Origin of the sequence: Bradyrhizobium sp. TM239, assembly GCF_036247985.1 — a bacterium.
GTDB lineage: Bacteria > Pseudomonadota > Alphaproteobacteria > Rhizobiales > Xanthobacteraceae > Bradyrhizobium > Bradyrhizobium ottawaense.
The window spans coordinates 468,737-488,502 of the sequence record NZ_BTIR01000011.1; the positions used below are offsets into that span (position 1 = coordinate 468,737).

The following is a 19,766-nucleotide window of genomic DNA, read 5'->3' on the forward strand; positions in this document are numbered from 1 at the left end:
GCGCAAAGTCTTCGCCAAACTTCTCCCTGGGCGTATGGGTCCCGGATCTGCGCTTCGCTTGTCCGGGACGACAGTGGAGTTTGTTGCGGCTTAGTTGCCCTGCTGCCGCGGCGCCCTGCGGCGCTTGGTCGATTGCGTCGGCACGTCGGCGGGCTCGTCCTTGAGCGCACCGATCTTGCGCAAGGCTGCGTCCGCGGCGCGTTCACCGCTTTCCCAGGCGCCGTCGACGGTGCCCCACAGCGTCTCGTGGGTGGCTTCGCCGGCGAGGAACACATTGCCGATCGGCTCTGTCAGGATTTTCCGCGACAGTTGACCGCCCGGGGCGGCCGCCGACATCGCGCCCATCACGTAGGGCGAGGCGTTCCAGCGCGTCGCGCTGGTCTTCTGCACGGCGACCGCGGCCTCGCTGCCGAACAGTTTTGTGATCCATTCGCGGGCGAAGGCCGCCATTGCCTTCTCGCCCTGCTCGGAGAGATCGCGGCCGAACGCGCCGCCGACGTCGATCGAGCACAGCGAGGAGCCGCCGATATTGGCGTACATCAGCGCCGTGCGCGCCGAATTGCTCTGCTCGATAAGGATATCGTCGCGCGACAGGCCGAGCGGATTGCCGGGCAATTGCAGCACGATCCGATCATAGCTGCCGAGGCCCAGCTTTGACGCCGCGTCCAACGTGCGTTTGGGAATGTCGGGCGTGAACTTGATCGCGCCCGATGTCAGCACGTTGGTCGAGACCGTGACGATGACGGCGCGCGCTGCGATCTTGCCGGCTTGCGTCTCCACGCTGACGTCGCGGTTGCTCCAGCTGATGCGGCTCGCCGGCGTCGACAGCGCCACCGGCGCCTGCTCGCCGAGCTTGGTGATCAGCGTGCCCAGGCCCTGACGGCAGGCGATCGCCGCGTTGCGATCCTGCGCGCGTCCCTTGTCGATCGCGGACAGCTCCTTCAGGTCCTTGCCGGCAAAGCCCGCGCCCAGCATGAACTCGGCCGCGCCCGTCCAGTCGCCGAGATCCTTCGGCAGCACGGAGGCGCAAGAGGTATCCAGCTTGGCCCGCGAGGCATCGTCGATGGCACGATTGGCGCGCACCAGCGCCGCCAGGAATTGCTCGGTCTCGCCCGCGCGCGCGTTGCGCCGGCCGATGCGCATCTTCTGGCCCGATGGCGCCGGCAGTACGTCCAGCCCGACATTGCGCGCCAGCCGGATCATCGGATTGGTGTCGGGATTGTGCATCCAGCGCGCACCACGGTCGAACGGCACCTCGAAGGTGGTGCTGTCGGTGATACAGCGGCCGCCGACTTGCGATGCCGCTTCCATCACGACGACCTTGCGTCCCGTCGCCATGATGCGCCGCGCCGCGGCGATTCCGGCGGCCCCCGCACCGATCACGACGATATCGGCCTCGCGCGGCAGGGGCGCGGCGGTCGCGCGCAGGACCGGCATCGCGGCAAGGGCCGCCGACGCCGAAAGGAAACCGCGGCGCGTGATTGTCATGTCATGGTTTCCGAGGACTTGCGGCGAACGGGAACAGTCAGCGAACCTTGCCGCATCTGATGTTGCACGGCAACCATCATGGTGAATCAATCGTGCTTGATGTCACGGAGTGATGAACCGAATTGCAAGACGTTTCGACCATGATAGAGAAGGGAAAAAGACGGCCGGAAAAGGCCGTGGGGGGAGTTTGAAATGGGGACGGTCCTAGATTCAGTCGGCAAGCTGATTGCCGCGTACCTCTCCAAGGAGGTGCCGGGCTACGAACCGTTCACGCCGAGCGACCCGGAGCACCTGCGCGGCGTGATCGAACCCGGCGACGTGCTGCTGGTCGAAGGCAACAACCGCATCTCCGGCATCATCAAATATCTGACGCAGTCGACCTGGTCGCATGCCGCGCTCTATGTCGGCCCGATCGAGGGCGCCGCGGAGCCCGACGGCGAACCGCATGTGCTGATCGAAGCCAATATCGGCGAAGGCGTCACCTCGGCGCCGCTGTCGAAATATTTCCCCTATCACACCCGGGTCTGCCGCCCGGTCGGGCTGTCCTATGAGGACCGCACCACGGTGTGCCGCTATGCGATCAACCGCATCGGCTTCGGCTACGACACCAAGAACATCGTCGACCTGATGCGCTTCCTGTTTCCGCTACCGATTCCGCAGCGCTGGCGGCGCCGCATGATCGCGATCGGCTCCGGCGATCCGACCAAGATCATCTGCTCGGCCCTGATCGCCCAGGCGTTCGATGCCGTGCGTTACCCGATCCTGCCGAAGATCACCAAGGCCGGCAGCCGCGCCGCCCGCCGCGAGATCCTGCACATCCGCGATTCCTCGCTCTACATGCCCCGCGACTTCGACATCTCGCCCTATTTCGAAGTCGTCAAACCCACCATCGTGCACGGGTTCGACTACACCGCCCTGCACTGGGCCGACAAGCAGAAGCCGCTCGAGGAGGTAGCGGGCACATTCAGTGTGTTTCCAGAAACGATCAGTGCGCCGCCGCTCGTTCCTGAGGCGGCTGACGAAGAGGCGCCGGACGAGATTCCGGCTGAGCAAGTGAGTGCGTGCCTTTCGGAGACCGCTGAAAGCGTCCCCGTCCCCGCTCATATCCCGCTGCTGAAGAAGCTGGCGATGTACCGCCCGCGGCGGCGTGGCCGAGTCCGCGAGAGGGCGGCGTAACGGCTGCGAGTGTGGCGCGATCTCGCCACAACAATCGTCATTGCAAGGAGCTCTTGCGACGAAGCAATCCAGACTGCCTCCACGGAAGCCGTCTGGATTGCGTCGTTGCACTCGCAATGACGTAAATTACCGCTCCGCCCGCCCGATCACCGCCATCAGCTCCGCGATCTTCTCGCGCTGGTCGGCCTTGTCGCCGCTCGCAATGGCGTGCTCGACGCAATGGGCGACGTGGTCCTTCAAGACCTCCTCCTCGACCCGGCGCAGCGCGGCACGCACCGCCGAGATCTGGGTCACGATGTCGATGCAGTAGCGGTCTTCCTCTACCATTTTCGAGAGGCCGCGAACCTGCCCCTCGATCCGGCCGAGGCGTTTTCCGACAGATGCCTTGATGTCCTTGCGCATGAGGTCTATATACCCCTACCGGGTATGGGTTGCAAGACCTGGGTGCAAGCGCCGGAGCGAGAACTATGAACGAACACGAGCATCATCACGACGCGGGCGGGCATTCCGGATGCGGTTGTTCAGCCAAGGCGGAAGCGGCCAAGACGGAACCAGCCAAGCCGGCGGCGTCCTCGTGCTGCGGCGGGCACGGCGATCACGCCGGCCACGGCCATCATCACGCGCATGACCATGGCGAGGCGGCCAGCAAGGTGCACGATCCCGTCTGCGGCATGACGGTCGATCCCACGACCTCGAAGCACCGCTTCGAATATCACGGCGAGACATTCCATTTCTGCTCGGCCGGCTGCCGCACCAAGTTCGCCGCGGATCCCGCAAAATATCTCGCCAAGGACAAGGCGCCCGAGCCCGCGATGCCCGCTGGCACGATCTACACCTGCCCGATGCATCCGGAGATCCGCCAGGTCGGACCCGGCAGCTGCCCGATCTGCGGCATGGCGCTGGAGCCGGAGGTCGCGAGCCTGGAGACCGGGCCCAACCCCGAGCTCGCCGACATGACGCGGCGGTTCTGGATCGGCGGCGCGCTGGCGCTGCCGGCCGTGGTGCTGGAGATGGGCGGCCATCTCGCGGGCCCGCACAACTGGATCGATCAGACGCTGTCGAACTGGATCCAGCTCGCCTTCGCCACCCCCGTGGTGCTGTGGGCCGGCTGGCCGTTCTTCGTTCGCGGCTGGCAGTCGCTGCTGACGCGCAACCTCAACATGTTCACGCTGATCGCGATGGGCACCGGGGTTGCCTATGTCTACAGCATCATCGGCACCGTCGTGCCGCAGATCTTCCCCGCGACGTTCCGCGGCCATGAAGGTGCGGTTGCCGTCTATTTCGAGGCGGCTGCCGTCATCACAGTGCTGGTGCTGCTCGGCCAGGTGCTGGAGCTGCGCGCCCGTGACGCAACCTCCGGCGCGATCAAGGCGCTGCTTCAGCTTGCGCCGAAGACCGCGCGCCGCGTCGATGACGACGGCAGTGAGCACGAGGTCGAAATCGACGCGCTCCATGCCGGCGAACGCCTGCGTGTCCGTCCCGGCGAAAAGGTGCCGGTCGACGGAGTGATCCTCGAGGGCCGCTCCTCGCTCGACGAATCGCTCGTCACCGGCGAGTCCATGCCGGTGACCAAGGAGAGCGGCGCGAAGGTGATCGCCGGCACGCTGAACCAGTCGGGCAGCTTCATCATGCGCGCCGACAAGGTCGGACGCGAGACGCTGCTGTCGCAGATCGTGCAGATGGTCGCGGACGCGCAGCGCTCGCGCGCGCCGATCCAGCGGCTGGCCGATCAGGTCGCGGGCTGGTTCGTGCCCACCGTCATCGTCGTCGCGATCGCCGCCTTTGCCGCCTGGGCCTGGTTCGGACCTGAACCGCGGCTCGCCTTCGGCCTGGTCGCTGCGGTGAGCGTGCTGATCATCGCCTGCCCCTGTGCGCTGGGCCTCGCAACCCCGATGTCGATCATGGTCGGCGTCGGCCGCGGCGCGCAAGGCGGCGTGTTGATCAAGAACGCCGAGGCGCTGGAGCGGATGGAGAAGATCGACACGCTGGTGGTCGACAAGACAGGCACGCTGACCGAAGGCAAGCCCAAGGTGGTCGCGATCGTGCCGGCGTCAGGTTTTGCGGAGGATGATATCCTCAAGCTTGCGGCCAGCGTCGAGCGCGCCAGCGAGCATCCTTTGGCTGACGCGATCGTGCGCGCGGCCAAGGAGAAGCAGCTTGCCCTCGGCCAGGTCGAGCAATTCGACTCGCCGACCGGCAAGGGCGCCACCGGCAAGGTCGACGGCAAGACCATCGTGCTCGGCAATGCCAGATATCTGACTTCCATCGGCATCGACACCAAGACGCTCGACACCGAAGCCGAACGGCTGCGCGGCGATGGCGCCACCGTGATCAACATGGCCGTCGACGGCCGGCTCGCCGGCCTGTTCGCGATCGCCGATCCGGTCAAGGCCTCGACCCCGGAGGCGCTGAAGGCGTTAGCTGCCGAAGGCATCAAGGTGATCATGCTAACCGGCGACAACCGCACCACGGCCGAGGCCGTGGCGCGCCGGCTCGGCATTGCCGAGGTCGAGGCCGAGGTGTTGCCGGACCAGAAGAGCGCGGTGGTCACCAGGCTGCAAAAGGCCGGCCGCATCGTCGCGATGGCCGGTGATGGCGTCAACGACGCGCCGGCGCTGGCCGCCGCCGAAGTCGGCATCGCCATGGGCACCGGCACGGATGTGGCGATGGAGAGCGCCGGCGTGACCCTGCTCAAGGGCGACCTTACCGGCATCGTGCGGGCGCGAAAACTGTCGCAGGCGACGATGAGCAACATCCGCCAAAACCTGTTCTTCGCCTTCATCTACAACGCCGCCGGCATTCCGATCGCGGCCGGCATCCTCTATCCCACCTTCGGCGTGCTGCTCTCGCCGATCATCGCCGCAGCAGCGATGGCGCTGTCCTCGGTGAGCGTGGTCGGAAATGCGCTGCGGCTGCGTGCGGCCCGGCTGTGAGGGCGACGAAATCCGTGTAAGACGGGTCCATTCAGCGGGTACGCGCGGAGAGGACCTGATGCAGCGAATTACCATCACGATCGAGGACGATCTGCTGGCGGAGATCGACGCGGCGGCGGAAGCCCGTGGCTACCAGAACCGCTCCGAGATCATCCGCGATCTCGCCCGCGCCGGCCTGCAGCAGAGCACCGAGGACACCGCCCAGACCGGCCAATGCGTCGCCGGCCTCGTCTATGTCTACGACCACGCCGCCCGCGATCTGTCAAAACGCCTGGTGCAGGAGTTCCACGGCCATCACGACCTCGCGCTGGCGACGCTGCACGTCCATCTCGACGACAACAATTGCATGGAGATGACGGCGCTGCGCGGCGATGCCGCCGAAGTCAGGCATTTCGCCGACCACATCATCGCCGAACGCGGCGTGCGCTACGGCCGCGTGGTGATGATCCCGACCGGCGAAGGCAAGCCCGCGAAGGCGCGGAAGCATCCGCACCGGCATGGGTAGGAGCGAGCTTGCGTGCCCCGGACGCGGTCGTGCCTTGGGCAGCCGCCCTCCCTTGCCGAAGCCGCATTGGGTGTCTACCTCTCGCAGGTAGTTTACCTCAGAGGGTCCCCCATGCTGGATGCCGCCATCAAGGCGCTGTCGCAAATGATCTCGCCGCCGATGCGCTCGATCCTGTGGCGATCGGTCGGGCTTGCGCTCGTGCTGATCACCGTGCTGGCGATCGGGCTGCAGCGGCTGCTGAGCTGGTTTGCGACCTCCGGTGAGGTCTGGCTGGAAGGCCTGCTCGGGCCGGGCTGGCACACCTCGCTCGAGGTCTTGTCCTGGATCGTCTCGATCGCGGCGGGTCTTGGCGTCGTGTTCGGCGGCGTCTTCCTGATGCCCGCGATCACCTCGCTGGTGGCGAGCCTGTTCGTCGACGACGTCGCCGACATCGTCGAGCGCGAGCATTATCCCGCCGAGCAGCCGGGCCTCGCGCTGCCGTTCAGCCAAGCGATCTTCGAGGGCATCAAGACCGCGCTCCTGACCATCCTGGTCTATCTGATCGCGTTGCCGCTGGTGCTTTTCGCCGGCGCAGGCTTCCTGATCTTCTTCCTCGCCGCTGCCTGGCTGCTCGGCCGCGAATATTTCGAGCTCGCCGCGATGCGTTTCCGCTCGCCGGAAGAGGCCAAGGCGATGCGGCGCGACAATGCCGCCACCATCTTCACCGCCGGCCTCTTCATCGCCGCCTTCGTCTCGATCCCGATCGTGAATCTGGCGACGCCGATCTTCGGCATGGCCTTCATGGTCCACATGCACAAGCGGCTGTCGGGCCCGCGGCCGGAGCTGATCGAGCCGGCGCGGCAGATGCGGTGACGCGCTCTACGTTACCTGCACGCCGCACTTCCGCAGCACCGTCTTGGCGAAGCCGAACGGCGCCGGCGTGAACGGGCCGGGCGGGGCGCGGGTGATCAGCGCGAGGACACCGAGCGCGGCTACCGCGAGCCAGAAGCACAGCCAGAAGCCGTCGATATAGGCGAGCACATTGGCCTCGCGCTGCACGATGCCCGCCAGCGTGCCGACCGCGCGCGGCTGCGCCAGCCCGGCGCCGTGGGCCGCGAAGTGATCGGCAAGCTGCTTCAGGACGCGGACCACATCGACATCGCCGACGCCGAGGTTCTGGCCGAGATAGAAGGAATGGACCTGCTCGCGCACGCGCAGCCATGTCCCCATCAGCGCCACGCCGATCTCGGCACCGCCGAGCCGCATGATCTGGATATAGGCGGCAAAGGAGGTGGCACGGCTCGGGTCGGAGTTCGACAGCAGCGTGATGATCAGCGGCAGCAAGGTCAGCGACTGCCCGATCGCCTGGAGCAGCACGATGCCGACAAAGTCCTCGCGCGCCCAGTCATGGGTGAGCTGCGTGCCCCAGAGATTGGCGGCGGCGAAGCAGGCGAATCCCACGACCACCACGGTCCGCGTATCGAAATGCCGCAGCAGCCAGATCGAGAGCGGCACCAGCACGAACATCGGGAGCGCGCCATAGGTGAGCAGCAGCACGCCGCTCTGCTCGGGCCTGAGCAGGGCGATGGCAGCGAGGAAATTCGGCACCAGCGAGGCGTTGGACAGGCTGGTCAGCGTGTAGAGCAGGATCAGCACCAGCCCCAATCCGATATTACGCGAGAACAAGACGTTCACATGCGCCCAGGGCTGCCGTACCAGCGACTCGTTGATGAGGAAGCCTGCGAACAGCACCGCACCACTGACAAGCAGCGCCATCACCGTTCCCGAACCCAGCCAGTCCAGCCGGTTGCCCTGATCGAGCCCGGCGTAGATCATCGCGACACCTGCGCCGAGCAGCAGCATGCCGCCCCAATCGGCCTCGCGCAGCAGCGCGCGGTTCACCGGCTCGTTCGGTGTGCCGAGATAGACCATCAACCCCATCAGCGGCGCGACCACGACGCTCTGCCAGTACAGCCATTGCCAGCCGAGATGGTCGACATAGAAACCGACCAGCGAGCTCGAGGTATCGAGCGCAAAGCCGACGCGGATCGAATAGATCGAGATCGCCGGCAGCCACCAGCGGATCGGCAGATTGCGGAACACGATCATCAGCGTCGCCGGCACGAAGGTGCCGAGCAAGAGGCCATGCACGACGCTGAGCGCGAGCAGCGTTGGATAATCGTGCACGAAGGGAACGATCAGCGAGATGACGGCATAGATCAGGCTCGGAACGCCAAGCACGCGCCGCAACCCGAACACGGTCGCGAGCCATGCCACTGCCGGCGCGATGAAGATCTGCGAGCCGATGCCGGCGGTCGAGAGCCAGGCGCCCTCGTCGAAGCTGAGCGAGAACGCGCCGCGCAGGTCGGGCAGGCCGACCGTGGTCAGGCGGCTGTCGAAATTGGCGAGGAAGGAGCCGAGCAGCACCGCCGCAACGGCGAACAGCGGCCGCGGCGCGACGCCGCCGCGCGACAGCGGTCCGCGATCGGTATCGTCATTTTCCGCCATTGCCGTCCCTGGTGTCGATGCTGGTAACGACCGACATGCCCGGCACCAGCCGCGCCAGCAGCGGCTGGCCGTCGTCGAGCTGGATCCGCACGGGAATGCGCTGCACGACCTTGGTGAAATTGCCGGTGGCATTGTCCGGCGGCAGCAGCGCGACCTGCGCGCCCGTCGCCGGCGCGATGCGCTCGACCTTGCCGCGCAGCGTCTCGCGCGGAAAACTGTCGACGGTGATCTCGACCGGCTGACCCGGCGCGACGTGCGTCAGCTGGGTCTCCTTGTAGTTCGCGATCACATAGACCTTCGGCAGCGGCACCACGTTGATGAGGTTGGTGCCGATATTGACGTAGTCGCCGGGCTGCACCTGGCGCTCGCCGACGACGCCGTCGAACGGCGCCGATATCCTGGTGTAGCCGAGCTTGAGCTTCGCACCCGCCAGCGTTGCCTTGGCCGCAGCGACATCGGCGGCACGCTGCTTCCTGGTGCCTTGCAGGACTTCGAGCTGGTGCTGCTGGGCTGCGATCACGGCGCGGCTCGCGCGCACGTCGGCCTGCGCCTTGGCGTAAGCAGCCACCGCCTGCTCGAGCCGCTGCCGCGTGCCGGCTTCGGTCTGCGACAGCGATTGCTGACGCTCCTGCTCCTGCCGCGCCTCGACCTCCATGGCTTCCGCGGAAAGCCGCGCCGCCTGCGCCTGCGCGATCGTCGCATATTGCAGCTCGACCTGATTGGCCAGATTGTCGAGCGCGGCCTGCGCGGCGGCGACCGAAGCTTCGGACTGCGCGACTTGGGCCTCGTAGTCGGCGGGATCGATCTGGATCAGGAGATCACCGGCCTTGACGCGCTGGAAGTCGGTCACGGCGACGGTCAGCACTTCGCCCGAGACACGGCTGGAAAGCCGCGTCAGCTCGGCGCGCACATAGGCATCATTGGTGGTCTGGATCGCCGCATTGCCGACCCATTCGTCGAAGCGCAGCGTCGCCAGCGCGACGAAGCCGAGCGCGACGATCACGGCGAACAGCGGGATCGCGAACCGGCTCCACAGCGAAGTGGCTGGCCGCTGCGTCGGCTTCGATGACGGGGCCGGCGTTGCGGCAGCCGGAGGCGGGACTTGTTCCTGTTGACTCACGATATCACCCCAAGACGCTCTGCTCTTGCCGCCGTCATTCCGGTCCTTCGGACCGCCCCGGAATGACCGCCACTGCCAATCTCAGACCGTCTTCTCCGGCCACCGGCAGAGATCGTTGATCAGGCAGACCTCGCAGCGCGGCTTGCGTGCGAGGCAAGTATAGCGGCCATGCAGGATCAGCCAATGATGGGCATGCAGCATGAACTCGGCCGGGATCACCTTTTCGAGACCAAGCTCGACTTCGAGCGGCGTCTTGCCGGGTGCAAGTCCGGTGCGGTTGCCGACGCGGAAGACATGCGTGTCGACCGCCATTGTGTGCTCGCCGAAGGCCATGTTGAGCACGACGTTGGCGGTCTTGCGTCCCGCACCGGGCAACGATTCGATCCCGGCGCGCGTGCGCGGCACTTCGCCGCCGAATTCGCTGAGCACCTTGGCAGACAGCGCGATCACGTTCCTGGCCTTGGTGCGGTAGAGGCCGATGGTCTTGATGTACTCGCGCAAGCGCTCCTCGCCGAGATCGAGCATCTTCTGCGGGGTGTCAGCGATTTCGAACAAGGCGCGCGTCGCCTTGTTGACGCCGGCGTCGGTTGCCTGCGCCGACAGCACCACCGCGACCAGCAGCGTGAACGGATTGACGTGCTCGAGCTCGCCTTTCGGTTCCGGGTTGGCTTTGCGGAAACGGCTGAAGACCTCGTGGACCTCGGCGGGCGTCCAGCGCTTTATCGCCTTGAGCGTCTTCTTGGCGGGCGCGTTCGGCTTCGCGACGATCGCCTTTGCCTTCTTCTTCGGCACCGGCGCTTTGCGCGGAGCCGGCTTGCGGGTGATTTTCGCCATGATCGGGATATACTGAGGGACGATGAGCACAGGCAACGAAATTGAGGGCAGCGATCCTGATCCGCGCGACGTGCAGATCTTCTCCGCGCTGCTGACGCCGCACCGCTCGCTGAACCGCACCGGCTTCCTCGCCGTGATGCTGTTCCTGAGCGTGGTCAGCTTCGTCACGGGCCTCGCCTTCCTGATGATGGGTGCCTGGCCGGTGTTCGGTTTCTTCGGCCTCGACGTGCTCGTGATCTGGTGGGCCTTCAAGGCCAATTTCCGCGCGGCGCGGGCCAGCGAAGAGATCGTGGTCACGCCCTCGGAGCTGCGGGTGCGCCGCGTCAGCCATCGTGGCCAGCTCTCGGAATGGACGTTCAATCCGCTCTGGGTCCGGCTCGACCAGGAGGTCGACGAGGAATACGGCATCGAGCACCTCTATCTGATCTCGCGCGGCCGCCGGCTGCTCCTTGCCGGCTTTCTCGGGCCGGAGGAAAAAGCTAGCTTTTACAATGCCTTGGTCGGCGCCCTGAATGCCGCCCGGCGCGGCCCGACCTACAATCCGGTGACCTGAGCGCAATCAGAAATCGGGTGGTTTCCCATCCGTCCCTCTCCTACATTTCCGGTCATGATGACACTCGCCATACATGACCAGCGCCTGGCCGGGCCGGGCACCCACAACGCCGCGCTGCGCGACTATGATTCGGTGCGCCGGGCGATCGCCTTCATCTCGGAGAACTGGCGCGCGCAGCCGACCATCGAGGCGATGGCGGATGCGGCCGGGGTCACGCCGGATGAGCTGCACCATCTGTTCCGCCGCTGGGCCTCGATCACGCCAAAGGCTTTCATGCAGGCGCTGACGCTCGATCACGCCAAGGGCTTGCTGCGGGACTCCGCGAGCATCCTCGACGCCGCGCTCGACTCGGGCCTGTCAGGGCCGGGCCGGCTGCACGATCTCTTCGTGACCCACGAAGCGATGTCGCCGGGCGAATGGAAGAACGGCGGCGCCGGTCTGACCTTGCGCTACGGCTTTCACCCCTCGCCGTTCGGGACGGCCATCGTGATCGCGACCGATCGCGGCCTGTCGGGGCTCGCCTTCGCTGACCCTGGCGAGGAGAAGATCGCACTCGCCGATATGACGCGGCGATGGCGGAACGCAACCTATGTCTGGGATCACGAAGGCACCGCGCCACTCGCCCAGCGCATCTTCGATACAAAACTGTGGCGGCCGGACCAGCCGCTGCGCGTGGTGATGATCGGCACCGATTTTGAGGTGCGGGTGTGGGAGACGCTGCTGAAGATCCCGATGGGGCGCGCGGTGTCCTATTCCGACATCGCCTGCAACATCAACAGCCCGAAGGCCTCGCGCGCCGTCGGCGCGGCGGTCGGCAAGAACCCGGTCTCGTTCGTCGTGCCCTGCCACCGCGCCCTCGGCAAGAGCGGCACGCTGACGGGCTATCACTGGGGCATCACCCGCAAGCAGGCGATGCTGGGCTGGGAGGCCGGGCAGCTCGGGGTGCAGTAGTTGAGATCTAGTAGGGTGGGTTAGCCGTAGGCGTAACCCACCTCTTTGGTTTCCACGGTGACGGAATTGGTGGGTTACGCCGCCGACTGCGCTTCGCACAGTCGCCGTCTAACCCACCCTACGGCAGCGTGCTCGCGTCGAAAACCTAACCCGCCAGATCGAGCTTCGAGGCCACCGTCGAATCCGCGTTGAGGCGGTAGATGATCGGCACACCCGTCGCCAGCTCGCGCTTCAAAATGCCTTCGGGCGAGAGCTTTTCCAGCACCATGATCAGCGCGCGCAGTGAATTGCCGTGGGCGGCAACCAGGGTGCGCTTGCCGTTGAGCACGCCGGGCAGGATCTCCTGCACGTAGTACGGCAATGCGCGCGCCAGCGTGTCCTTCAGGCTTTCGCCGCCGGGCGGCGCCACGTCGTAGGAGCGGCGCCAGATCAGCACCTGGTCCTCGCCCCATTTCTTGCGCGCGTCGTCCTTGTTGAGGCCGGAGAGATCGCCGTAGTCGCGCTCGTTCAGCGCGAGGTTCTTCGTCGTCGGCAAGCCCTTCTGGTCGAGCTCGCCGAGGATGAGATCGAGCGTGTGCTGTGCGCGCGTGAGCACCGACGTGTAGGCGACGTCGAACACGAGGCCGTGCGCCTTCAGCTTGCGGCCGGCTTCCGTGGCTTCCTTGACGCCGAGCTCGGTGAGGTCAGGGTCCTTCCAACCCGTGAACAGGTTCTTCAGATTCCATTCGCTCTGGCCGTGACGCACGAGCACGAGAAGACGTTCGCTCATTGACTGCTTTCCGTTAAGTTCCATCAGATGTCGGACAGGCCGAGCACGTCGGCCATGGAGTAGTGCCCCGGCTTCTTGCCATGCGCCCACAGCGCCGCCTTCAGCGCACCATGGGCGAACAGCATGCGGTCCTCGGCCTGGTGCGACAGCGTCAGGCGCTCGAACGGGCCGAGGAAGGTGACGCTGTGATCGCCGGCGACGGTGCCGCCGCGCAAGGAGGCGAAACCGATATTGCCCGGCCTGCGCGCGCCGGTGATGCCGTCACGGCCACGTTCGGAATGTTCATCGAGGGTGACGCCGCGGCCGCTGGCTGCGGCCTGCCCGAGCATCAGCGCGGTGCCGGATGGCGCATCGACCTTCATGCGATGATGGGTTTCGACGATCTCGATGTCAAAACTCTGGTCGAGCGCCTTGGCGACGCGCTTGACCACGGCCGCCAGCAGATTGACGCCGAGGCTCATATTGCCTGATTGCACCACGACGGCGCGGTTGGTGACGCTCTTGATCACGGCGTTGTCGGAGCCGGACAATCCGGTGGTGCCGACGACATGCACGATACCGCGCTCGGCCGCGATCGCGACATTGGCGATGGTCGCCGCCGGCACGGTGAAATCGAGGATGCCGTCGGCCTCCTTCGACATCGCCCAGAGATCGGCCGAGAGCTTGATGCCGTTGGCCGGCAGGCCTGCGAGCACACCGGCATCCTTGCCGAGCAGCTCCGAGCCGGGGGCCTCGAGCGCGCCGGCCAGCACCGCGCCTTTGCTCTCGGCAATCGCCCGCACCAGCGCGCGGCCCATCCGGCCACCGGCTCCAGCAACAATCAGGCGCATGTCGGACATGGTGTGATCCTCTCACGGCCGTTGTAGCGGGGGGACGCAGTTCCGGCAACCGAGGGGCAAGCTCCATCGTCATGCCCGGGCTTGTCCCGGGCATCCACGAGAGGCCCCACATCAACGCAAGAGACGTGGATGGCCGGGTCAAGCCCGGTCATGACGGGGCTGATCGTACCTCAGCCGTCAGACGGCTGCGGGCCGTCATAGCCCTCGATGATGATGAGGTCGGCGACCGAGTGCGGCTGGCGCACCTTGATGTTGGCCTGGTATTCCGGCGAATTGTAGCAGGCGATCGCGGTCTCGTAGTCCGGGAATTCGATCACGACGTTGCGGGTGCGGCTGGCGCCCTCGACGGTGGTGAACTTGCCGGCGCGGACGACGAAGCGGCCACCCCACTTCTTGAAGATCGGACCGTTGGCGACGGCGTAGGGCTTGTAGCCCTCGTCACTGCTCACATCGACGCGCCCGATCCAGTAGCCTTTTGCCATTGTTCTTCTCCCTGTGTCGCTGATCTTCATTTGAGCATGATCTGATCGGAAAGCCGCTTCACACTTTGCGCTAACGCGGCCCTTCGGGTCCGGATCATGCTCAGAGCGCCTGCGCGATCTCGGCCTGGATGGCTTCCGCAATCGCCTTGGGGTCGGCGGCTTCGACGACCGGCCGTCCGACGACGAGATAATCGGCGCCGGCGGCGATCGCGCGGCCCGGCGTCATGATGCGCTTCTGGTCGCCGGTTGCCGAACCGACCGGCCGGATGCCGGGGGTGACGAGATGCATCTGGTGGCCGACGATCTTGCGCAAGGCCCCGACTTCCTCCGGCGACGACACCAGCCCGTCGATGCCAAGCACCTGGGCCTGCTGCGCGCGCGCCTCGACCAGCTCGGAGACGCCGAGCCGATAGCCGGCCGCGTGCAGATCGTCCTCGTTGTAGGAGGTCAGGACCGTGACGGCGAGGATCTTCAGGCTCGAATTGCCGCGGCCTTCGACCGCGCCCTTCATGGTCTGCGGATAGGCGTGCACGGTGAGAAAGGTGGCGCCAAGCCTGGTGATGCTCTCGACGCCTTGCATCACTGTGTTGCCGATGTCGTGCAGCTTGAGATCGAGAAAGACCTTCTTGCTCTTGTCGGCGAGCTTGCCGACCAGCGGCAATCCGCCGGCATAAGCGAGCCGATAACCGATCTTGTAGAAGGTGACGCTGTCGCCGAGGCGATTGATCGTCGCCTCCGCGGCATCGACGCTGGGCAGATCGAGCGCGACGATCAGGCGGTCCTTGGGGGCGATCTCGGCTGGCGTCATGTCACCTCACATCATGCGTTGGGAAATGTCGATCAATTGCGCCACCAACTCCTTCAACGCGGCGATATCGGCCTCGTTCTTGAGCCTGTCCATATCGTCATAGGCCTGGTCGGCAAAGGCGAGCGTGAGCTGGCTGGCAATCACATTGGCGTGGCAGGAGGTCAGGATCAGCCTGAGCGCCTGCAGCGCACGAGCCGCGCCGAGCCGGCTCTGCGAGGCGCCGGCGAGTGCGAAGGCACGGTTGCGGAACACCTCGCCGCGCGTCTCGTGCGGATCCTGCACGCGGCTGACCCAGTCGATCGCATTCTTGAGCAGCGGCGGCACCGAGGCGTTGTATTCGGGCGAGACGAACAGCACGCCGTGATGCGTGCCGATCATGCGCTTGAGATTGACCGCATGCTTGGGTACGCCGGCCTTGGCCTGGAGATCGCCGTCGTAGATCGGCAGCGGAAAATCGGCGAGCGAGATGCGGGTGACGTCCACGCCGGCCCGGGCGAATTCATAGGCGGCGACCGCCGCCAACTTCACGTTGTGCGAACCGGTGCGCAGCGAGCCGGGAATGACCAGGATTTTAGGTGCGGACATCCGCTTCCATGCGTTCGGCGAATACGAGCCGCCGCGCAAAGAACCGAGCCGGCGGAATTAGCGCTTGCGATACACCCAGACGCGGGCGGGCGGAAGGTTCATCCAGATCCGTTCCGACGCCTCTGTGGACACGCCGGGCAGCGATTTCGGGATCGGCGGCACCACCGCATAGGTGAACTGGACGAAAGGCGCGCCGGGCGCGAGCGCCGTGAAGGCGTCGCGGATCAGCCGCAGCCGCGTCAGCATCGGTTTTGTCACGAGCGGCAGGCCGGAGACGACTGCGGAGGCCGGCGCGCTCAGGACGTTCCAGAGCGTGTCACGCAGGCGATAGGCATCGCCCTGCACCACCTTGGCCTGCGGATAGCGGTCGCGCAGCAGGGCGCAGAAGCCGGGATTGTATTCGACGAGGACGAGACGCTTCTGGTCGACGCCGCGCTCGATCAGGGCCGAGGTGATGGCGCCGGTGCCGGGGCCGAGCTCGACCACAGGCGCGTCCGAATCGACATCGACGTAATGAGCCATGGTCCGGGCCAGCAGCTTGCCCGACGGCATCACCGCGCCCATGTGCAGGGGCTTTTCGATCCATGATCTGAGAAAGCGCACCTCGTCGTCGAGACGAGGCTTCTTCAACGCACGCGCGGACGATGGCAATGGCATGTCAGGACCGGACGGGACCGCGGGACCGCGGCGTGTCAGAAAATGGTCATAAAGACGTATAGGCCGAAGGCGGTATGGTCAAGCCGAGTCAACTCGCCCGATTACCGAAGAAATCCTTGACCTTGGCGAAGAAGCCCTCGGATTCCGGCTGGGTGTTGCCGCTTGACAGCTTTTCGAACTCGGCCAGCAATTCCTGCTGCTTCTTGGTGAGGTTCTGCGGGGTCTCGACCACGACCTGAACATACATGTCGCCCATCTGGCGCGACCGCAGCACCGGCATGCCTTTTGATGCAATGCGGAATCGGCGGTTCGACTGGGTCCCGGCCGGCACCTTCACCTTGGCCTTGCCCTTCTCGATGGTTGGCACCTCGAATTCGCCGCCGAGGGCGGCCGTCACCATCGAGATCGGCACACGGCAATGCAGATCGGCGCCGTCGCGCTGGAAGAACTGGTGCTGGGCCAGCGACAGGAAGATGTAGAGGTCGCCGGGCGGACCGCCGCGGACCCCCGCCTCGCCCTCGCCGGCGAGCCTGATCCTTGTGCCGTCCTCGACACCGGGGGGAATGTTGACCGAAAGATTCCGCTCGCGGGTGACGCGGCCCTGGCCCGAGCAGGACGGGCAGGCATCCTCGATCATCTGGCCGCGACCCTGGCAGCCCGGACAGGTCCGCTCCAGCGTGAAGAAGCCCTGCGACTGCCGCACGCGGCCGGCGCCGCCGCAGCTCGAGCAGGTCTTCGGCTTGGTTCCTGCCTTGGCGCCGATGCCCGAGCAGGCCTCGCAGGTGACCGAGACCGGAATCTCGATCTGCGCGGTCTTGCCGCCGAAGGCTTCCTCGAGCGTGATTTCCATGTTGTAGCGCAGGTCGGCGCCGCGCTCGCGGCCGCCGCGGCCGCGCTGCCCGGCCATGCCGAACAGATCTTCGAAAATGTCGGAGAAGGAAGAGGCGAAGCCCGCGCCGAAGCCGGCGCCACCGCCGCCTTGCTCGAAGGCGGCATGGCCGTAGCGGTCATAGGCCGCGCGCTTGTCCTTGTCCTTGAGGACCTCGTAGGCCTCGTTGATTTCCTTGAACTTGACTTCGCTGGTGTCGTCCCCGGGATTGCGGTCCGGGTGGAACTTCATCGCCAGCTTGCGGAACGACGATTTCAGGACGGATTCGTCGGCATCGCGTTCGACTTCGAGGGTTTCGTAATAGCAGCGCTTGGTGGACGTGGACATGTGGGACTCGGTCTATCCAATCGCGATTCAAGTCGGAGCGAAACGACGTCGCCACACGACGATATAGGCAGCCTTCTGCCTGGCGGCAGAGGGTCGCTTGGCGGCGTTCAGCATAACGGCTGGGAATTGATCGATCGTAACGGGCGACCCGCCCGTCCGTCCCGACACGACGGCCTCCCCCGCGAAGGAGGAGGCCGGTAGAGCGTGTGGGGTCCAAGCCGTCCGCATCATGACCCTCTTGGGGTTCAGGCGGACTTCTTGTTGTTCTTGTCGTCGTCGACTTCGGTGAATTCCGCGTCGACGACGTCGTCCTTGGCCGCGTCCTTCTTGGCGTCGGCCTCGGCCTGCTGCTTGTACATGGCCTCGCCGAGCTTCATCGAAGCCTGGGCCAGCGTCTGGGTCTTGGCCTTGATCGCCTCGGCATCGTCGCCCTTCAGCGCTTCCTTGAGGTCGCCGACGGCATCCTCGATGGCGCGGCGCTCGGTCTCGCCGACCTTCGAACCGTGCTCGGCCAAAGCCTTCTCGGTCGAATGCACCAGACCATCCGCCTCGTTCTTGGCGGTCACGGCCTCGCGGCGCTTCTTGTCCGCCTCGGCATTGGCCTCGGCGTCCTTGACCATCTTCTCGATGTCGGCTTCCGACAGGCCGCCGGAGGCCTGGATGCGGATCTGCTGCTCCTTGCCGGTGGCCTTGTCCTTGGCCGAGACGTTGACGATGCCGTTGGCGTCGATGTCGAAGGTGACCTCGATCTGCGGCATGCCGCGCGGAGCCGGCGGAATGCCCATCAGGTCGAACTGGCCGAGCATCTTGTTGTCGGCCGCCATTTCACGCTCGCCCTGGAAGACGCGGATGGTGACCGCGTTCTGGCTGTCCTCGGCGGTCGAGAACACCTGGCTCTTCTTGGTCGGGATCGTGGTGTTGCGGTCGATGATGCGGGTGAACACGCCGCCCAGCGTCTCGATGCCCAGCGACAGCGGGGTGACGTCGAGCAGCAGCACGTCCTTGACGTCGCCCTGGAGCACGCCGGCCTGGATCGCGGCGCCGATCGCCACGACTTCGTCCGGGTTGACGCCCTTGTGCGGCTCCTTGCCGAACAGCTGCTTCACGACTTCTTGGACCTTCGGCATGCGCGACATGCCGCCGACCAGAACCACTTCGCCGATCTCACCGGCGGTGACGCCGGCGTCCTTCAGCGCCTTGCGGCAGGGCTCGACGGTCTTCTGGACGAGGTCGTCGACCAGCGCTTCGAACTTGGCGCGGGTGAGCTTCATCGTCAGATGCTTCGGGCCGGTCTGGTCCGCAGTGATGAAGGGCAGGTTGATCTCGGTCTGCGTCGTCGAGGACAGCTCGATCTTGGCCTTTTCAGCAGCTTCCTTCAGGCGCTGCAACGCGAGCTTGTCGTTGCGCAGGTTGATGCCCTGCTCCTTCTGGAATTCGTCGGCGAGATAGCCGACCAGGCGCATGTCGAAGTCTTCGCCGCCGAGGAAGGTGTCGCCGTTGGTCGACTTCACCTCGAACACGCCGTCGCCGATCTCGAGGATCGAGATATCGAACGTGCCGCCGCCGAGATCGTACACCGCGATCGTGCCGGTCTTGGTCTTGTCGAGGCCATAGGCGAGCGCGGCCGCGGTCGGCTCGTTGATGATGCGCAGCACTTCGAGGCCCGCGATCTTGCCGGCATCCTTGGTTGCCTGGCGCTGGGCGTCGTTGAAGTAGGCGGGAACGGTGATGACGGCCTGATCGACCTTCTGGCCGAGATGGGCTTCCGCAGTCTCCTTCATCTTCTGCAAGATGAACGCCGAGACCTGCGAGGGCGAGTAGGTCTGGCCGTCGGCCTCGACCCAGGCGTCGCCGTTGGAAGCCTTCACGATCTTGTAGGGGACGAGCTTCTTGTCCTTCTCGACCATCGGGTCGTCGTAGCGGCGGCCGATGAGGCGCTTCACTGCGAAGAAGGTGCGCTCGGGATTGGTGACGGCCTGGCGCTTGGCCGGCTGGCCGACGAGGCGCTCACCGTCGTCCGTCACGGCGACGATCGAAGGCGTCGTGCGCATGCCTTCGGAATTCTCGATGACTTTGGCGTTCTTGCCATCCATCACGGCGACGCACGAATTCGTGGTGCCGAGGTCGATCCCAATGACCTTTCCCATGGTCCTGATATCCTTGTTTTTGCGGCAGGTTGGCTGGGCCCAGAAGGCACCCGACCGAAACCCCCTAAGATCAAACATCCGCGATATTGCGATGATTGAGGCTCATATAGGAGGGGGGGAGGGGCCCGCAAGGACCGAAGCTACGTTTCTGCCGTGAAAACATTGGGTTTTGGACGATGATATCCGGACTTCACCGCCCTTGCGGGTGAGGAATTA

The 19,766-nt window shown here is 65.6% G+C and carries 19 protein-coding genes; 6 read left to right on the plus strand and 13 right to left on the minus strand.

Translation table 11 applies throughout. The annotated features are described in order from the left end of the window. Positions 1 to 90: 90 nt before the first annotated feature. Positions 91 to 1,488: a flavin monoamine oxidase family protein gene (locus AABA84_RS20580; protein ID WP_338312923.1), complete on the minus strand. Its 1,398-nt coding sequence runs from the start codon at positions 1,486 to 1,488 to the stop codon at positions 91 to 93. Positions 1,489 to 1,680: 192 nt separating this feature from the next. Here AABA84_RS20580 and AABA84_RS20585 point away from each other — a divergent pair, with 192 nt between their 5' ends. Continuing rightward, positions 1,681 to 2,664, plus strand: a complete 984-nt coding sequence (locus tag AABA84_RS20585; protein ID WP_212243344.1) for a YiiX/YebB-like N1pC/P60 family cysteine hydrolase — start codon at positions 1,681 to 1,683, stop codon at positions 2,662 to 2,664. Positions 2,665 to 2,790: 126 nt separating this feature from the next. On the opposite strand, the gene AABA84_RS20590 is transcribed toward AABA84_RS20585, so the two are convergent. Continuing rightward, the gene (locus tag AABA84_RS20590; protein ID WP_007598521.1) at positions 2,791 to 3,066 is read right to left on the minus strand and encodes a metal-sensitive transcriptional regulator; all 276 of its coding nucleotides are present in this window, start codon (positions 3,064 to 3,066) and stop codon (positions 2,791 to 2,793) included. Between the two features lie 65 nt (positions 3,067 to 3,131). Between AABA84_RS20590 and AABA84_RS20595 the strand changes: the two genes are divergently transcribed. The 3 genes from AABA84_RS20595 to AABA84_RS20605 all read left to right on the plus strand — a co-directional run bounded on the left by AABA84_RS20595 (position 3,132) and on the right by AABA84_RS20605 (position 6,954). After that, complete coding sequence (locus AABA84_RS20595; protein WP_338312925.1) at positions 3,132 to 5,597, plus strand: heavy metal translocating P-type ATPase; 2,466 nt, start codon at positions 3,132 to 3,134, stop codon at positions 5,595 to 5,597. 58 nt (positions 5,598 to 5,655) lie between these two features. Then, on the plus strand, positions 5,656 to 6,102 hold the full coding sequence (gene nikR / locus AABA84_RS20600) for a nickel-responsive transcriptional regulator NikR (RefSeq protein ID WP_338308724.1): 447 nt from the start codon (positions 5,656 to 5,658) through the stop codon (positions 6,100 to 6,102). A gap of 111 nt (positions 6,103 to 6,213) precedes the next feature. After that, the gene (locus AABA84_RS20605; protein WP_038948637.1) at positions 6,214 to 6,954 is read left to right on the plus strand and encodes a sulfate transporter family protein; all 741 of its coding nucleotides are present in this window, start codon (positions 6,214 to 6,216) and stop codon (positions 6,952 to 6,954) included. A gap of 6 nt (positions 6,955 to 6,960) precedes the next feature. Here AABA84_RS20605 and AABA84_RS20610 read toward each other — a convergent pair whose 3' ends face one another. From AABA84_RS20610 to nth, 3 genes are all read right to left on the minus strand, one after another. Beyond that, the gene (locus AABA84_RS20610) at positions 6,961 to 8,589 is read right to left on the minus strand and encodes an MFS transporter (RefSeq protein WP_212243334.1); all 1,629 of its coding nucleotides are present in this window, start codon (positions 8,587 to 8,589) and stop codon (positions 6,961 to 6,963) included. Then, the gene (locus tag AABA84_RS20615) at positions 8,576 to 9,709 is read right to left on the minus strand and encodes an HlyD family secretion protein (protein ID WP_338312927.1); all 1,134 of its coding nucleotides are present in this window, start codon (positions 9,707 to 9,709) and stop codon (positions 8,576 to 8,578) included. Before AABA84_RS20615 ends, AABA84_RS20610 begins: the two co-directional genes overlap by 14 nt. Before the next feature lie 81 nt (positions 9,710 to 9,790). After that, a complete protein-coding gene (nth, locus tag AABA84_RS20620; protein WP_212243330.1) occupies positions 9,791 to 10,543 on the minus strand; it encodes an endonuclease III in 753 nt (250 codons plus the stop codon). A gap of 22 nt (positions 10,544 to 10,565) precedes the next feature. On the opposite strand from nth, the gene AABA84_RS20625 reads away from it, so the two are divergent. Next, positions 10,566 to 11,096 (plus strand): DUF2244 domain-containing protein, encoded by a 531-nt coding sequence (locus tag AABA84_RS20625; RefSeq protein WP_338312929.1) that lies wholly within the window; start codon positions 10,566 to 10,568, stop codon positions 11,094 to 11,096. A 54-nt stretch (positions 11,097 to 11,150) separates the two neighbouring features. Next, on the plus strand, positions 11,151 to 12,047 hold the full coding sequence (locus AABA84_RS20630; protein ID WP_212243327.1) for a methylated-DNA--[protein]-cysteine S-methyltransferase: 897 nt from the start codon (positions 11,151 to 11,153) through the stop codon (positions 12,045 to 12,047). 145 nt (positions 12,048 to 12,192) lie between these two features. Here AABA84_RS20630 and AABA84_RS20635 read toward each other — a convergent pair whose 3' ends face one another. The 8 genes from AABA84_RS20635 to dnaK form a co-directional block, all read right to left on the minus strand. Continuing rightward, positions 12,193 to 12,816 (minus strand): 2,3-bisphosphoglycerate-dependent phosphoglycerate mutase, encoded by a 624-nt coding sequence (locus tag AABA84_RS20635; RefSeq protein WP_338312931.1) that lies wholly within the window; start codon positions 12,814 to 12,816, stop codon positions 12,193 to 12,195. Positions 12,817 to 12,839: 23 nt separating this feature from the next. Then, on the minus strand, positions 12,840 to 13,655 hold the full coding sequence (dapB, locus tag AABA84_RS20640) for a 4-hydroxy-tetrahydrodipicolinate reductase (RefSeq protein ID WP_212243325.1): 816 nt from the start codon (positions 13,653 to 13,655) through the stop codon (positions 12,840 to 12,842). A 170-nt stretch (positions 13,656 to 13,825) separates the two neighbouring features. Then, entirely contained in the window at positions 13,826 to 14,137 is a 312-nt protein-coding gene (locus AABA84_RS20645; protein WP_027566211.1) for a DUF1330 domain-containing protein, read from the minus strand. Positions 14,138 to 14,237: 100 nt separating this feature from the next. Continuing rightward, positions 14,238 to 14,945 carry an orotidine-5'-phosphate decarboxylase gene (pyrF, locus tag AABA84_RS20650; RefSeq protein ID WP_338312933.1) on the minus strand — a complete coding sequence of 236 codons (708 nt, stop codon included), beginning with the start codon at positions 14,943 to 14,945 and terminating at the stop codon, positions 14,238 to 14,240. 6 nt (positions 14,946 to 14,951) lie between these two features. Further along, positions 14,952 to 15,530 carry an NADPH-dependent FMN reductase gene (locus AABA84_RS20655; protein WP_212243323.1) on the minus strand — a complete coding sequence of 193 codons (579 nt, stop codon included), beginning with the start codon at positions 15,528 to 15,530 and terminating at the stop codon, positions 14,952 to 14,954. Between the two features lie 57 nt (positions 15,531 to 15,587). Then, positions 15,588 to 16,187, minus strand: a complete 600-nt coding sequence (locus tag AABA84_RS20660; RefSeq protein WP_212243322.1) for a class I SAM-dependent methyltransferase — start codon at positions 16,185 to 16,187, stop codon at positions 15,588 to 15,590. An 88-nt stretch (positions 16,188 to 16,275) separates the two neighbouring features. Then, on the minus strand, positions 16,276 to 17,403 hold the full coding sequence (gene dnaJ / locus AABA84_RS20665) for a molecular chaperone DnaJ (RefSeq protein ID WP_028139412.1): 1,128 nt from the start codon (positions 17,401 to 17,403) through the stop codon (positions 16,276 to 16,278). A 245-nt stretch (positions 17,404 to 17,648) separates the two neighbouring features. Further along, entirely contained in the window at positions 17,649 to 19,550 is a 1,902-nt protein-coding gene (gene dnaK, locus AABA84_RS20670) for a molecular chaperone DnaK (protein WP_028139411.1), read from the minus strand. Between the last annotated feature and the right edge of the window lie 216 nt (positions 19,551 to 19,766).

Coding starts and splice junctions, on each gene's coding strand:
- AABA84_RS20580 (WP_338312923.1), bottom strand. CDS start 1,488: ATGACAATCACGCGCCGCGGTTTCCTTTCGGCGTCGGCGGCCCTTGCC.
- AABA84_RS20585 (WP_212243344.1), top strand. CDS start 1,681: ATGGGGACGGTCCTAGATTCAGTCGGCAAGCTGATTGCCGCGTACCTC.
- AABA84_RS20590 (WP_007598521.1), bottom strand. CDS start 3,066: ATGCGCAAGGACATCAAGGCATCTGTCGGAAAACGCCTCGGCCGGATC.
- AABA84_RS20595 (WP_338312925.1), top strand. CDS start 3,132: ATGAACGAACACGAGCATCATCACGACGCGGGCGGGCATTCCGGATGC.
- nikR (WP_338308724.1), top strand. CDS start 5,656: ATGCAGCGAATTACCATCACGATCGAGGACGATCTGCTGGCGGAGATC.
- AABA84_RS20605 (WP_038948637.1), top strand. CDS start 6,214: ATGCTGGATGCCGCCATCAAGGCGCTGTCGCAAATGATCTCGCCGCCG.
- AABA84_RS20610 (WP_212243334.1), bottom strand. CDS start 8,589: ATGGCGGAAAATGACGATACCGATCGCGGACCGCTGTCGCGCGGCGGC.
- nth (WP_212243330.1), bottom strand. CDS start 10,543: ATGGCGAAAATCACCCGCAAGCCGGCTCCGCGCAAAGCGCCGGTGCCG.
- AABA84_RS20625 (WP_338312929.1), top strand. CDS start 10,566: ATGAGCACAGGCAACGAAATTGAGGGCAGCGATCCTGATCCGCGCGAC.
- AABA84_RS20630 (WP_212243327.1), top strand. CDS start 11,151: ATGATGACACTCGCCATACATGACCAGCGCCTGGCCGGGCCGGGCACC.
- AABA84_RS20635 (WP_338312931.1), bottom strand. CDS start 12,816: ATGAGCGAACGTCTTCTCGTGCTCGTGCGTCACGGCCAGAGCGAATGG.
- dapB (WP_212243325.1), bottom strand. CDS start 13,655: ATGTCCGACATGCGCCTGATTGTTGCTGGAGCCGGTGGCCGGATGGGC.
- AABA84_RS20645 (WP_027566211.1), bottom strand. CDS start 14,137: ATGGCAAAAGGCTACTGGATCGGGCGCGTCGATGTGAGCAGTGACGAG.
- pyrF (WP_338312933.1), bottom strand. CDS start 14,945: ATGACGCCAGCCGAGATCGCCCCCAAGGACCGCCTGATCGTCGCGCTC.
- AABA84_RS20655 (WP_212243323.1), bottom strand. CDS start 15,530: ATGTCCGCACCTAAAATCCTGGTCATTCCCGGCTCGCTGCGCACCGGT.
- AABA84_RS20660 (WP_212243322.1), bottom strand. CDS start 16,187: ATGCCATTGCCATCGTCCGCGCGTGCGTTGAAGAAGCCTCGTCTCGAC.
- dnaJ (WP_028139412.1), bottom strand. CDS start 17,403: ATGTCCACGTCCACCAAGCGCTGCTATTACGAAACCCTCGAAGTCGAA.
- dnaK (WP_028139411.1), bottom strand. CDS start 19,550: ATGGGAAAGGTCATTGGGATCGACCTCGGCACCACGAATTCGTGCGTC.